8 protein-coding genes and 6 pseudogenes are annotated in these 13,940 nt (G+C 69.4%); 7 read left to right on the plus strand and 7 right to left on the minus strand.

The annotated features are described in order from the left end of the window. Nucleotides 1-88: pseudogene (locus ACFV9O_RS24435) on the plus strand (IS200/IS605 family transposase); the annotation flags it as partial. Between the two features lie 71 nt (nt 89-159). On the opposite strand, the pseudogene ACFV9O_RS24440 reads toward ACFV9O_RS24435, so the two are convergent. From ACFV9O_RS24440 to ACFV9O_RS24450, 3 genes and pseudogenes are all read right to left on the minus strand, one after another. Next, nucleotides 160-264, minus strand: a pseudogene (locus ACFV9O_RS24440) (HAD family phosphatase); the annotation flags it as partial. A gap of 70 nt (nt 265-334) precedes the next feature. Then, nucleotides 335-817, minus strand: a complete 483-nt coding sequence (locus ACFV9O_RS24445) for an Lrp/AsnC family transcriptional regulator (protein ID WP_385421164.1) — start codon at nt 815-817, stop codon at nt 335-337. Nucleotides 818-963: 146 nt separating this feature from the next. Next, nucleotides 964-2,615 (minus strand): annotated as a pseudogene (locus tag ACFV9O_RS24450) (alpha-mannosidase); the annotation flags it as partial. A gap of 1 nt (nt 2,616) precedes the next feature. Here ACFV9O_RS24450 and ACFV9O_RS24455 point away from each other — a divergent pair. Then, nucleotides 2,617-3,237, plus strand: a pseudogene (locus ACFV9O_RS24455) (LacI family DNA-binding transcriptional regulator); the annotation flags it as partial. A 460-nt stretch (nt 3,238-3,697) separates the two neighbouring features. Further along, nucleotides 3,698-4,582, plus strand: a complete 885-nt coding sequence (locus ACFV9O_RS24460) for a CPBP family intramembrane glutamic endopeptidase (protein WP_385421165.1) — start codon at nt 3,698-3,700, stop codon at nt 4,580-4,582. 278 nt (nt 4,583-4,860) lie between these two features. Here the strand turns inward: ACFV9O_RS24460 and ACFV9O_RS24465 are convergent, their stop codons facing one another. Genes ACFV9O_RS24465 through ACFV9O_RS24475 form a run of 3 tightly spaced genes read right to left on the minus strand, consistent with a single transcriptional unit; the run spans nt 4,861 to nt 9,932 of the window. Continuing rightward, nucleotides 4,861-7,611, minus strand: a complete 2,751-nt coding sequence (locus ACFV9O_RS24465) for an alkaline phosphatase family protein (protein ID WP_385421167.1) — start codon at nt 7,609-7,611, stop codon at nt 4,861-4,863. Between the two features lie 6 nt (nt 7,612-7,617). Beyond that, entirely contained in the window at nt 7,618-8,994 is a 1,377-nt protein-coding gene (locus ACFV9O_RS24470) for an ABC transporter permease (RefSeq protein WP_385421168.1), read from the minus strand. After that, nucleotides 8,991-9,932: an ABC transporter ATP-binding protein gene (locus ACFV9O_RS24475; RefSeq protein ID WP_385421169.1), complete on the minus strand. Its 942-nt coding sequence runs from the start codon at nt 9,930-9,932 to the stop codon at nt 8,991-8,993. The genes ACFV9O_RS24470 and ACFV9O_RS24475 overlap by 4 nt, the downstream gene beginning before the upstream one ends. A gap of 86 nt (nt 9,933-10,018) precedes the next feature. On the opposite strand from ACFV9O_RS24475, the gene ACFV9O_RS24480 reads away from it, so the two are divergent. Next, nucleotides 10,019-10,291, plus strand: coding sequence for a hypothetical protein (locus ACFV9O_RS24480; RefSeq protein ID WP_385421261.1), 273 nt, complete (start codon nt 10,019-10,021; stop codon nt 10,289-10,291). Here ACFV9O_RS24480 and ACFV9O_RS24485 read toward each other — a convergent pair. Then, nucleotides 10,246-10,482: pseudogene (locus ACFV9O_RS24485) on the minus strand (LacI family DNA-binding transcriptional regulator); the annotation flags it as partial. The gene ACFV9O_RS24480 and the pseudogene ACFV9O_RS24485 sit on opposite strands and share 46 nt — an antisense overlap. Before the next feature lie 116 nt (nt 10,483-10,598). Between ACFV9O_RS24485 and ACFV9O_RS24490 the strand changes: the two are divergent. From ACFV9O_RS24490 to ACFV9O_RS24500, 3 genes and pseudogenes are all read left to right on the plus strand, one after another. Then, nucleotides 10,599-10,754 (plus strand): hypothetical protein, encoded by a 156-nt coding sequence (locus tag ACFV9O_RS24490; RefSeq protein WP_385421262.1) that lies wholly within the window; start codon nt 10,599-10,601, stop codon nt 10,752-10,754. Between the two features lie 250 nt (nt 10,755-11,004). Beyond that, a complete protein-coding gene (locus tag ACFV9O_RS24495) occupies nt 11,005-12,465 on the plus strand; it encodes an alkaline phosphatase PhoX (RefSeq protein ID WP_385421171.1) in 1,461 nt (486 codons plus the stop codon). A gap of 754 nt (nt 12,466-13,219) precedes the next feature. Beyond that, nucleotides 13,220-13,895, plus strand: a pseudogene (locus ACFV9O_RS24500) (PP2C family protein-serine/threonine phosphatase); the annotation flags it as partial. Between the last annotated feature and the right edge of the window lie 45 nt (nt 13,896-13,940).

The raw sequence follows: 13,940 nt of genomic DNA on the forward strand, positions 1-13,940 counted from the left end.
GTCCGGCTCCTACTTCGCGGGATCGGTGGGCGGGGCTCCGCTGTCGATAGTCCGTCAGTACATCGAGCAGCAGAACCGTCCGCTCTAAGGTGCGGGTCAGAGCACTTCTCCATTCGCTTCACCACCGGGCTGAAGCCCGATGCACTGCGATTAGTCCCGGTAGCCGGCGAGAACCCGGCGGCCCGCCTCGTAGTAGTTCGGCTCGCTGTCCACGAGAGTCCCGTCGAGATCGAAAATGACCGAGGTCCTCCGCGCAGTGCTCATGGACTCCCTGATGTCAACCGGCCGTCGGGGGCGTCAGCCCGCCCCTCGTGTGGCGCGTCCGCCCAGGGCGTCAGCGCGCCCCTCGTGTGGCGCGCCCCACCGACTCGACCAGCGGTAGCAGCCGGTGCGGCACCCGCTCCCGCAGTGCCATCTCCGTACGCGTACGGACCACGCCCGGCAGATTGATCAGCCGCTGGATGACATCCTCCAGATGGCCGTTGTCGCGGGCCACGACCCGCGTCAGCAGATCCCCGCCGCCGGTGATCGAGAAAGCCTCGACGATCTCCGGTACGCCGGCGAGCGCGTCGCCCACCTCGTCCAGATGCCCCTGCGTGACCTCGATGTGGACGAACGCCAGCACCGGATGGCCGAGCGCGGCGGGGGAGAGGAAGGGCCCGCTGCCGGTGATCACCCCGTCCCGCTCCAGCCGGTCGATCCGGGCCTGGAGCGTGCCGCGCGCGATGCCGAGGATCCGGGCGTACTCACGCACGCTGGTGCGCGGCTGCTCGATCAGCAGCCGCAGGATGCGGGTGTCGAGTTCGTCGACCGCCATGGTCCGCTGGCTCCCTCCGGCCGCACTCAGACACATCTCACTGTACCAATGGCTCACTTTCGTCCCGAAAACGCGGTAACTGTACGGGCGAACAAGCGGAGGAGGGGCCGCACTTCGGTGGCCCCTCCTCCCGCGTCGGTCCTCGGTCATGCCCGCTTCAGCCTCAGCGTCATCAGCTCGAAGGGACGCAACGACAGGAACACCGTGTCGCCCGCCCGCCGCGGCGTCGCCGCCTCCGCGAGCGGATGCTCCAACAGGTCCGTCGCCGTGGCGTCGGCCAACGCGAAGCCCGTCGTCAGGGCCGCCCGCGCCCGGCCGCCCCGCGACTCGTGGAAGCGGACGACGACATCGCCGCTGCCGTCGTCGGCGAGCTTGACGGCGGTCACCACGACCGCGTCGTCGTCCACCGCGACCAGCGGCGCGACCTCGGTGCCCGCACCGGTGCCCCGGCGCTCCGGCAGATTGACGCGGTACCCTCGCGGACCGCGTCGCCGATCGTCGCTCCCGGCACCAGCGCGTGGCGGAAGCGGTGCAGGCCCTGGTCGGTCTCGGGGTCGGGGAAGTGCGGTGCGCGCAGCAGGGACACCCGCACCGTGGTCGTCGTACCGGAGTCGGAGGTGCGGACGGTGCGGGTCACGTCGTGGCCGTACGTGGAGTCGTTGACCAGCGCGACACCCCAGCCCGGCTCCTCGACGTGCACGAAGCGGTGGTTGCACGCCTCGAACTTGGCGGGCCAGCTCGTGTTGGTGTGGGTCGCCCGGTGGAAGTGGCCGAACTGGGTCTCGGACGCGTACCGCTCGGCGTGCACGTCCAGCGGGAACGCCGGCTTCAGGAACTTCTCGGTCTCGTGCCAGTCGACCTCGGTGTCGATGTCGAGCCGCTTGGCCCCCGGCGCGAGCGTCAGCACCTGTGTGACCTTCGAGTCCCCGAAGGTGCGCACGATCCGCACCGCCGCGGCCCCCGAGTCCGCGGCCCCCGAGCCCCCGGCCGGCGGGACCGCCGCGACCTCCTCCGCGTCCACCAGGTCGGTCACCGTGTTCCGGTAGAACTCGTCGACGTCCCACGCGTCCCACATGTTCGGGAAGTCGGGGTGGATCTGCAGCAGGTTGGCGGCGCTGCCGGGGGCGACCGTCTCGCGCTCCGCGCCGAAGTCGTACGCGGAGACGACCAGACCGCGCGCGTCGATCTCCACCCGGAGCAGTCCGTTGTCCAGGATGTGACCGTCGCCCTCACGCGGGTGCAGATACGACGCGCCGGCGGGGACCACTTGCGCGGTACCGCTGGCGGCGATCCCGTGCCGGCCGTGCGGCGCCCCGTTGAAGACCAGCTCGGCCGTACCGTCACCGGCCAGGGCGCGCTGGGCCGCGTCGATGATGCCGTTCAGCTCATCGGCCACGGCCGCGTACGTCCTCTCGGCCTCGCGGTGCACCCAGGCGATGGACGAGCCGGGCAGGATGTCGTGGAACTGGTGCAGCAGGACCGTCTTCCAGATCCGGTCCAACTGCTCGTACGGGTACGGGAATCCCGTCCGCACCGCGGCCGTCGCCGCCCACAGCTCTGCCTCGCGCAGCAGGTGCTCGGAGCGCCGGTTGCCCTGCTTCGTCTTCGCCTGGCTGGTGAGCGTGGCCCGGTGCAGCCCCAGGTAGAGCTCGCCGACCCACACCGGCGGACTGGGGTACTCGGCCTCGGCCTTGGTGATGAATTCCTCCGGGGTCTCCCAGACGACGGTCGCCGAGCCCTCCAGGTCCTTCATACGGGCGGCCTTGGTGACCATCTCGCGGGTCGTGCCGCCGCCTCCGCCGCGGCCGGACCTGCTCGACGAACTGGGACTGCCAGGAGTGGTGATCGGCGGGGCCCCAAGGAAGGCCACCCGGGGCTGTCCACGGTGTGGGCGGACGACGCGGGCGCGATGGCCTCGATCGTCCGCCGTCTGCACGCGCTCGGACACCGCCACATCGTGCACATCGCGGGGCTCCCCGGACTCGCCCACACCGAGCGCCGCATCCGCTCGCTGCGGGCCGAGGCCGAGCGGCTGGGCCTGGCCGAGGTCCGCTCGGTCACCACCGACTGCTCCGACGAGGAGGCGGCGGAGGTCACCCGCGGCGTGCTGGAGGCCGATGCACCACCGACCGCGCTGGTGTACGACAACGATGTGATGGCCGTTGCCGGAATCACCGCCGCGACCGGACTCGGTTACGCGGTGCCGGTCGACGTGTCCATCGTGGCCTGGGAGGACTCGGCCCTGTGCCGCCTTGTGCAGCGCTGGCTCGCCGCACTGTCCCGGGACACGGTCGCCTTCGGCCGCACCGCCGCCCGCGAGCTCACGGCCCTGCTCGACGGCGGCTCCGCCCGCACCGTCCAGCTGCCCCTGCCGGAGCTGTATCGAACGCGCGAGCATCGGCCCCGCCGGCTCCCGCTGACGGGGCGCAGGCGCGGGGTGGGGGTCGCCGGGACGCGTTGACGGAGCGCGACGTGGACCACCTCATGGGCGTTGATGCCCACAGGGTCTCCTGGTTGGACGGCTGACGCGGGCCGCAGCGGTTTCCGATGCGGCGGAAGCCGCCGTCGACCCCCGGTCCCGGCAGCCGACGGCGACGACGATACTGACGACCGCACTCCTCGAGGCTTGGGTCCTTGTCCCTCCCGAGGCATGCACTGTCCCTGGTCCTGTCCATCCCCTGGTTGGAGACGCAGATCGTGCCGACGGCTGATGACCCGGTGTTCGGCCGCCGGGATACGGAGAACATGACGGGCAACCGAGCCTGGCCGCCGTATGCCCACCCCGCCATGCCGCCGCTTCCGCCCGGTCCACCGCCGCGGCCCCTCCCTTTCCACCGACTCACCCGGGCGACCGGGTGGCACCGGTGGTGGTCCCCCCTGGTGGGGAGCGGAGTGGTGCTGATCGGCTCGCTCGTGGTGATGGTGGTGACGTTCATCGGCGCCGAGATCGCAGGGGAGGTCATGGACCGCCCGCTGGACTCCGACGGCATTCCCACCTGGGGCGGTATCGGTGATACGGCGCTGGCGCTGCTGTCCATCGCGCTGGTGACTCCGGTGGTTCTGGTGACAGCTCGCTGGGTGCAGCGGCGCCCGGCAGGGACCGTGTCGTCGGTGGCCGGACGGCTGCGGTGGCGCTGGCTCGGGATATGCCTGGCGGTGGCGCTGCCTCTCGTCGCGGGCACGCTCGGCATCTCCGTACTGCTGCCCGAAACCGCGGGCGACACCGAGGAGCTGGAGTGGGCCGGCCTCTCCTCGTTCCTGCTGGGCCTTGCGATGGTGTGCGCCCTCGTGCCGTTCCAGGCCGCGGCCGAGGAGTACGTGTTCCGTGGCTGGCTTCTCCAGGCGTTCGGCGCGTGGTTCCGCTCGCCATGGATCGCGGTCCTGCCGCAGGCCGTCCTCTTCGCCACCGCGCACGGGTGGGGCACGCCCTGGGGCTTTGCCGACCTGGTCGTCTTCGGCCTGGTCGCGGGCCTGCTGGCGATACGTACGGGCGGACTCGAAGCCGCCATAGCCCTGCACGTCATCAACAACCTGCTGGCGATGGGCATCGCGGCAGCCATCGCGGGAGCCCTCGCCTCCGACGAGACGGCCGCCGACATGGGATGGATGGAGGTGGCAGTCGACGTCCCGATGATCCTTCTGTACGCAGCCGTCGTGCTGTGGCTCGCCCGCCGCCGCCGGCTCGCCGCGGTCGGTTCGGCCGCGCCCGCCGACGCGCCTGTCGCGCCCGGGTCTTGGAGTGGCGACCGGCCACTGCCGCTCTGACCGACGTCCCGCCGCCCTGTGCGGCAGTGACTGCTGCGGTCCGCATGTCACCCGCCGGCGGTCGGTGTGCTGCCGTTGGCCCTGCCGTTGGTGGACATCCCCGAGTCCGGCAGGACGCGCCACGCTGCCGATTGCGCAGCCTGTGGCTGCGGGCTGCCGTGGTGGGGTATCGGGTGTTGCAGATTCGAATCCTGCCAGGGGCACCAGCGCAAACGCCCCGGAGCGATCAAGCTCCGGGGCATTTTGACGGCAGTCGCCGCTCAGATTACCGGCAAACGTCAGCCTTCGTTCTCCGCCGACGGGATGAACGCACCCGGCACGTCCTGAGGAGCGTAGATCTTCTTCTCACCCGGGTACGGCTTCGCCCAGTTGTACCGCTCGTACCAGGCCAAGTGGTTCATCTGGGCGGGGGGAGCGTAGTCCGGCACGGCCTGGGGACCGGACAGCCGCTGCTTCGACTTCCACTGGTCCCACTCGGCGGCGAGGTCCTTCATGTCCGCCGGCACCGAGGCCGCCGGCACGACCTCCGCCTTCAGGCTCTGCGCCGCGGGGGTGTCCAGACCACAGGACGGCGCGCCATTCTTCACACCGTCCGTCAGCGAGACCCGGTTGGGCAGCGCGGTGAACGGCGTGAAGTCCGGGCTCTGGGTGAACGCCGCGGCCATCGGGCTGGCCGCGGTGTCCTTCTGGTTCATCGGCTGGATCCCGAGGATCTGCTCGATGGTCCGTATCATGTTGATCTGCGAGTAGTAGTGGCTGTCCACCACTCCGTGCTTGGCCCAGGGGCTGATGATCTGGACCGGGGCGCGGTGGCCGTCGACGTGGTCGGTGCCGGCCTGGGAGTCGTCCTCGACGACGAAGATCGCCGAGTCCTTCCAGTACTCGCTGTGCGAGATCTCGTCAACGATCTTGCCGACGGCGAGGTCGTTGTCCGCGACCCCGGCGGCACCGCTCACCGGGCCGCCGGTGTGGTCGTTGGAGAGCCAGAACATGTTCAGGTTCGCCGGACCGTTCTTCTTGAAGTCCTGCCTCCAGATCTCGGCGCGGTAGACGTCCGGGACACTGAGGTCGTACTTCGGGAAGCCGTGCACCGACACGTCGTTGAGCGACGGGATCGGCGAGGTCGAGTTCAGCGGGTAGGCGGTGTCCTGACCGGTCGCCGCCATGTTCTTGCTGTCGCAGTACAGGTTCTGCCAGGTCGCGCCCGCCGGCTTGGTCAGGAACTGCTGGAACTCACCGAAGTTCCGCACGGACTTGCCGGCGTCCTGCGCACCGGTCCAGATGAAGCCGGTCCGCTGGTGGCCGAGGGCGTCGTCCTCGGTGTCGTAGCTGCGCATGTACTCACCGGCGGAGGACTCGGTGTACTCCGGGTTGTCGGCCTGCATCAGCCAGTTGTGGCCCTCGGCGGAGTTCGTGCCGATGTCGTACGTGTTGTCGTACAGGCCGAACTGCCTGGCCAGGGCGTGCTGGTTCGGCGTGACGTTCTCGCCGTACTGCGCCAGCGACGGGTCGCCGTTGCCCTGCGGCATGTCACCGAAGACCTGGTCGTAGGTCCGGTTCTCCTTGACGATCAGGAAGACGTGCTTGATCGTCGAGGGGTCGCCGAGCTTGACCGGGACCGGCACCGGCTTGGCCGGGGTGCCGTCGGACTTCTTGAGCGACTCGCCGTTCCAGCCGTTCTGCTTGAAGACCTTGCCGGTGTAGGACCTGATCACGCTGTCGTCGGGCAGCGTGAACTTCGTCAGGCTCGACGTCGTGTCGTGGGTGCCGTGACCGCTGGCCTTACGGCGGGCGTCGATACCACGGGTGTTGGAGACGTAGACCTGGTCGCCGACGGTGGTGATCTCCGAGGGGAAGTAGTCCGTCGGGAGCAGGCCGACGTAGCTGACCGGCTCCTGCGCGGAGGTGTAGTTGTAGACGGCGACCGCGTTGGCACGGCCGAGGGTCACCAGCAGGTGACCGTCGTCGGTGAGAGTCACCGCGTTGGGCTCGTAACCCACCGAGGCCTCGGCCCACGGCCGGGTGGCGATGGTCTGGACGACCTCGCCCTTCGCCGTGTCGATGACCGACACGTCGTTGGTCGCGGTGTTGGTGACGAACAGCGCCCCGTTCTTGGCGTACAGGGCGGTCGGGTGCAGACCGACCTCGATGCTGGAGACGGCGGCGTCCTGGTTCGCCAGATCGATGACGCTGACCGTGCCGCTGAGGGTGGCAGCGGTCTTCTGGTCGGCGAGTACCTGCGTGCCGTACGAGTTGATCGTGGGCTCGCCGGGCTTGGCCGGGCGGCCACCCTCGTTGCTGACGTAGAGCTTGCCGCCGACGACGATCATGTCGCGCGGGGCGTTGCCCACGGCCCAGCTCTGCTTGATGGTCCCGGTCGCCGCGTCGATGGAGACGACCCGGTTCTGGCCGTTGACCGCGGAGTACACGGTCTTGCCGTCGGCCGAGAACACCGCCTCGCCCACCAGGGCCCTCTTGGAACCCTGCGCCGGGATGGCGACGGTCCTCGGGCTGGAGACGCTGCCGTCCGCGTTCACGGTGAACACGGTGTAGCCGTCCGGCTGGCCCAGCCACAGCTGCTTGCCGTCGGGCGAGTACGTCGGGCCTTCCTGGCCCACGTTGTTGCTGCTGATGCGAGGGTTGGACGACGCAGCGTTGCTGACGAGCTGCTGCGTCTTCCAGTTCTTCAGGTCCACGATGGCCAGGGCCGCGCCACCGTCGGTGACCGAGGCAGCCATGTGCGTGCCGTCCGGGCTGACCGAGGACGACATGATCTTGCCCTGGTTGATGACAAGACGGTCGCCGTACGGGGCGATGTACTGGTTGCCGGAGACGACCTGGCCGTCGGCAGTGACCTGACCGACCTGGTCCGTGCCGAACTGGTGGGTCTGGGCGAACGCCGTGCCGGCGACCACGAGAGCGACGGCGGTGGTGCCCGCCGTCAACAGCGGTATCCGGCGGCCGATAAGTCTTCCGAGGAGGCTGATCCGAGCTTCCTCAGCGAGCTTGTGGCGGCGAGTTACCTGCATCGAGTGTTATCCCTTCTGGGTGGTTTCGAGCAGTTCGACGTTGCCGTCGAACTGCCACAGTGGGTTCGGTGCGTCCCCGTCGGGGGTCCGCACCAGGAAGTAGCCGTTCACTTCCTTCGGTCCATCGCCATCGGCCATGAACCGCCCGTCCGGAGTGATGTCGAGTTGGTAGATGGCCTGTCCGGTGGGCTCGACACCGGGAAGATGCCAGGTGACGACGCAGCGCCAGTCGTTGCCCGGGCCTTGCGCTGCGACCCTGGTGTTTCCCTTGTTGCACGCCGCTGTGGCCTTCAACTGGGCCTCGGTGACGGCGGGTCGGTTGAGTTGGTCGGTCTGTATGCGGTACAGGTGCGCGAACGCCGTGGCGACCGAGCGCTGCACCTTGTCCTGCTCGATCCCGGAGCCCGTCGCCGAGGTCGTCGCGGCGACGACCGCGAACGACACGGCGGCCACCCCGACGAGCGGCAGGACTCCGACGGTGATCGCGCGGCGGCCCGGACCGTCGTGGGTCGGGTTGGTGAATTCGCGCCGTACGAAGAGCACGTAGGCCAGCGCGGTTGCGACCACGGCCCACACGAGGCTGACGACGATGCCGATCAGCAGCGGGCCGAGCTGCTGCGGGCTGGTGAACAGACCGTTCCAGGAGATATAGGCGTAGGTGGGCAGGGCGACCCGGACGGCCACGGGAAGCGGCAGCATCTGGGCGACCGCCATCGCGAACGAGACGAGCACGGGCACCAGCAGCCCCATCGGGGACCGTCCCAGCGTGACCGACCCGAGGAAGCCGAGCGCGGCGAGCGCCAGGGTCGGAGCGAGGGCGCAGACCCAGGAGAGCAGGACCTGAACGGCGGCGTCCGACGGCGCCAGGAGGCGGCCGTCGAGGCCGACCAGTGGCTGGTCGCCGACCGCCAGGAGGCCGCCGACCGTGCTGGAGACCGCGATCCCGGCCACGAGCAGTAGCAGGACGGTGAGGCTGGCGACTGCCTTCGCCACGAAGATCCGCCGAGGCGAGCGGACCGCCACGAGCAGCTGGCGCCAGGTGCCGAGCCGGTCCTCGGAGGCGAACACGTCACCGGCCACGACCGAGGTCAGCAGCGGGAGCGCCACGCTCCCGGCGAAACCGAGCATCACCAGCGGTCCGGCCCACCCGGAGGCGTGCATCCAGCGCCCGAAGAGGGTGTCCACGGGGAGCGTGGCCTGCTGGCTCACGCCGGCGACGAAGAGGGCGGGAGCGATCCAGCAGGCGAGGACCAGCAGGCGGATCCGCCACTGGGAGACGAGCTTGACGAGCTCGAAGCGACAGGTGCGGGTGACGGGGACGCGAGGGCCCCTGGTCACCTGCTCGTGTTCCTGTTCCCGGCTCGGGGTGAGGGTCGCGGTCATCTGCCCGCCTCCTGCTGTTCGGTGAGGGCGAGAAACGCGGCTTCGAGCGGCGACACCACGGGAGTGAGCTCGCGCAGCGCGACGCCCTTCGCCACGAGCCGCACCACGAGTTCGTCGAGGGCGGGCACAAGGGCGCGTACGACGAGCAGTTCGGCGTCCTGCCGTACCCCGGCGTCCTCGAGGACCTGGATCCCCGGAGCGTCGTCGGCCACCCGGCGGGCGGCCTGCGGGTCGGAGGTGAGCAGCCGGTAGTCGAGTTCACGGTTGTCGGTGGCCAGCTTGCTCAGCGGGCCGGAGAAGACGACGCGTCCGGTGGCGAGGATGGTCACCTCGGAGCACAGCGTCTCGAGGTCGTCCATGTTGTGGCTCGAGAGCACGACGGCGGTTCCGTCGGCCGCGAGCCGGTTGAGGACACCGTGCACGTGCTTCTTGCCGGCCGGGTCGAGGCCGTTGGACGGTTCGTCGAGGACGAGCAGGCGGGGCTTGGTCAGCAGGGCGGCGGCGAGTCCGAGCCGCTGGCGCATGCCGAGGGAGAAGCCGCGGGTGCGTTCGTCGGCGACGCCGGTGAGGCCGACCTCGGCGAGTACGTCGTCGACTTCCGCCGTGCGCGCGTCGTGGCCGCGGAGTGCGGCCAGCGCGGCGAGGTTCTGCCGTGGGGTGAGCGAGGGGTAGAGAGCGGGACCGTCCACGAAGCCGGCGACACCGTCGGGGGCGTCGAGTGCCCGCCCGACCGGTGTACCCAGGACCTCCAGGCGACCGCTGTCGGCAACCGAGAGCCCCAGCAGAAGGCCGAGCAAGGTCGTCTTCCCGGCGCCGTTCGGTCCGATCAGGCCATGGATCTGACCCTGCGTCACATCAAGGTCTATGCCGTCGAGCGCGACGACGTCACCGAAACTCTTTGCGATGGCACGAGCCCGGATTGCTATAGGTCTGTCCATAAGTCCTTCCTTCGATCTTCAAGGACCTTAGGTGCGGCAACCAACGTTTGACAGGGACTGCTGGTTGAACGTTCACGGAACGGGGGATGGCCAGCATCCGGGCCGATGCCCCGGCGATAGCCGTCGGTATCTCGACCGGCACCTTTTCGGTGGCCGGATCGCAGAGCCCACCGGGCCATCAGGCACTGGCGATCGCGAACATCGTCGCCGGTTGGATCGTGATCACGACCAGGCGTCGGCACGTCCGTGTGTACGAAGTAGCCGGCACCAAGCCAGACTCGAGCAACGCCCCGACGCACCGGATCCGTATGACCGACTTCCCGGTACGGAGGGTGCGGGCCGCGGCCGACGGGCGGTAGCCCAGCCGGTCTGCGACCTCTCGGACATGGCACCGGGTGGCGTTCGGTAGCCGACCCTTGCCGTTCAGTGCATCGGGAACGGTCGTGGCGGACACACCGGCGACGGCGGCTACCTCCCTGATGCCCGCTCTGCCCTGCCGACTGCCTCGACGTGGGGTATCCGCGCGGCTCACCTGGCACTCCTTGCTCATGTCATGACGAGCCGATATTCACGACTCACCCAGCAGGGTTACTGAAAGACTTCACCCGCTGGCAGGCACCTTTCTGCATGGTTGACCTGGAGCAATGCCCTTAAAATCCAAGAGAGTTGGGGCGCGCGCCCGTGCCGCTGCCCGCGCTCGCCGCGTCGATGATCGTGCCCGACGGCATGAGGAAGCCCACCAACGACGTCCTCGAGCGGGTCTCGGACGCCATGATGCGGCTCGACGACCAGTTGACGATGTTCGCGATCGCCAGTGCCTGATGGCCCGGTGGGCTCTGCGATCCGGCCACCGAAAGGTGCCGGTCGAGATATCGACGGCTATCGGCGGGGCATCGGCCCGGATGCCGGCCATCCCCCGTTCCGTGAACGTTCAACCAGCAGTCCGTGTCAAACGTTGGTTGCTGCACCTAAGGTCCTTGAGGCGGGCGGCAACGGTGACCGTCGAAACGGTCGCGCCGCGCCACCCCCGCCAAGCCCCAGCCGTACGCGCCCTCAGGCCTCAGGAGAAACCATGTCGCTCACCCGCAGGGACTTCGCCAGACGATCCGTGATCACCGGCGCCGGTGTCGCGCTGGTCGGCAGCGTCGGAGCCTTCGCCACCACGCCGGGTGCTCTCGCCAGCCAGGACACCGAGCCCGTTGACGGCGCGGACCTCGGCGACACCGCCGACGCCGTCAGCCGCCTCGGCTACGGCCCCCTCGTCGAGGACCCCAAGGGCATCCTCGCCCTCCCCGCCGGCTTCTCGTACAGCATCGTCACCTACAGCGGCAAGACGAAGCTGGAGTCCGGCGAGTACACCCCGTCCAACCACGACGGCACCGGCACCTTCGAGGGCCCGCGCGGCGCGACGCTGCTCGTCAACAACCACGAGCTGAGCGGCCCGCGCGCCAATTGGAAGTACCCGGTGCCGCTCACCGACGGCCTTGTCTACGACCCCGCCGCGTCCGGCGGCTGCACCGTCGTCGAGGTGCGCCCCGGCGGCGCGGTCGCCGAGTGGGTCGGCATCGCAGGCACCTCCAACAACTGCGCGGGCGGCACCACCCCTTGGGGTACCTGGCTCACCTGCGAGGAGACCGAGGACAAGGCCGGCTCCAACGGCATGACCAAGGACCACGGCTACGTCTTCGAGGTCGACCCGCGCGACGCCCGCGCCAACCGCGACCCGAAGCCCATCAAGGCCCTCGGCCGCTACGCCCACGAGGCCGTCGTCGTCGACCCCAAGCGCGGCCACCTCTACCTCACCGAGGACGCCGCGGGCCCCAACGGCCTGCTGTACCGCTGGACCCCGCCGGCCGGCTTCGAGCACGGCCGCGGCAAGCTCCGCACCCTCGCCGACGACGCCGGTGTGCTGCAGGCCCCCAAGTGCTACGACTCTGTCGGTCAGTTCGTCGACGACCTCTCGCGCGCCACGAAGATCGGCACGGTGTACGGCGTGGACTGGGTCGACGTACCGGACCGCGACGCGAAGACCGTCTCCGTCCGCAAGCAGTTCGCCACCGGCGAGATCACCCGCGCCCGCAAGCTCGAGGGCATGTGGTGGGGCGACGGCGGCGCGTACATCGTCTCCTCGTTCGCCCGTGCGGAGAGCCCCGCGCAGCACGACGGGCAGGTCTGGTTCTACGACCCCAAGCGCCGCACCCTCACGCTGAAGGTGCTGCTGGGCGTCAACCCCGACCCGTCCAAGGACGGCGCCTACGACGGCCCCGACAACATCACCGTCTCGCCCTACGGCGGTATCGTGCTCGCGGAGGACGGCGAGGGTGTCCAGCACCTCTTCGGCGCGACCGACAGCGGCCGTACGTACCCCATCGCGCGCAACGACCTGAACATCGGCACCGAGGCGGAGCCGGAGTACAGCGAGTTCGCGGGAGTCACGTTCTCTCCGGACGGCACGATCCTGTACGCGAACATCCAGACCCCGGGGATTCTGGTAGCGATCACGGGACCCTGGCAGCGGCAGAAGCGCGACTGAACTTCCCGCGGAAATTGATTGGTCAGCCCGGCCCGCGGTACGCCTCCTGGAGTGATGCACATGGGGCGGCCGCGGGTTCGAGCCCCGCCACCGGTACGACGAGCCGGTGCAGCTCAGCGGGCAGAGCGCCTTGTCGGTTCCGCCGACTTGATCTCGGGAGGCGTAGCACATGGTGGGTGCCCGGTGCCCGGTGCGCAGGCAGCGGATACTTCTTGGGGATCGGAATGTTGCGGGTTCGAATCCCGTCATCGACTTCGGGTCGGTGTAGCTCAAGTGGTAGAGCATCTGACAATTCCGTCGCCGACTCCTGACCTCGGGCACCCTCCTTTTGCTGTACTCCGAAGCGGAGCTCGCGAGGGACGCAGGTGTTGCGGACACAGCCCAGGCGGCGGGCGATTTCACGTGGGCTCAGCCCCTGGCCCATCAGCAACCGCCCGCCGTTACGCTCACGCCGCCCGCTTGCAGGACCTCGCCGAAGACCGTCGGCCGCGCGCCGAGGCAGCAAACTCGACCCGTTCAAGCCCTACTTGGAACATCGCTGGGCAGAAGCCGGAAGCCGGAAGCCGGCTCACCGCCACCGTCCTCTACTGCGAGATCACCGAACGCGGCTACACCGGAAGCTACTCCACCGTCCGCGACTGGGCCCGCACAGCACTTCCCCGCGCCGTCGGACCCGCCCCGGCTCTGCCCACATTGTCGGTGCGTGAGGCCACCGGCCTGCTCACCCGGCACCCCGCCGCCCTGACCCTGGCCCGGCATCGCCATCGAGAACGTCCGCCTGTTCGAGCAGGTCCGCGACAGCGCCGAACACTTCCAGCGGCTGCTGCTGCCCACCTTGCCCGATAACGCCTGCGCCGTGGTCATCGGCGACGTCGTCGGCCACGACCTGCGCGCGGCCGCTGCCATGGCCCAGACCCGCAGCATGCTGCGCGCCCTGTTGTTCGACCGGCTCACCCCGCCCAGCTCAGTCCTGCATCAGCTCGACCGTACCCTGCACGCCATCACGGACCTGCCTGTCACCACCGCCTGCCTGGCCCGCATCGAACCCGCAGAAGGCGGTGGCTGGACGCTGCACTGGAGCACTGCGGGCCACCTCCCTCCACTGCTGATCACTCCCGACGGCAGACGTAATACCTGCACGCCGAGGCCTGCCGCTTGCGGTGAACACCGAAGAACACTGCCCCGACCACACCCACCCCCTGCCCCGCGGGGCCACCGTGGTCTTCTACACCGACGGGCTGATCGAAGATCCCGCCCGCACCGTCGACGAGAGCCTGACCCAACTCGCCCAACTCGCCCAACTCGCCCAACTCGCCACCGCCCACGCCGACCTGCCGCTGCAGGACTTCGTGAACACCCTGGCCGACCAACACCCGAGCGACGGCCACGACGACATGGCCATCCTCGCCCTGCGCACCCCGCACAGCTGATGCTGACTGGGCCACGGGGCATGAGTGCCGGGGTGCGGCAGGATG

This window comes from Streptomyces sp. NPDC059909, from assembly GCF_042730885.1.
Lineage (GTDB): Bacteria > Actinomycetota > Actinomycetes > Streptomycetales > Streptomycetaceae > Streptomyces.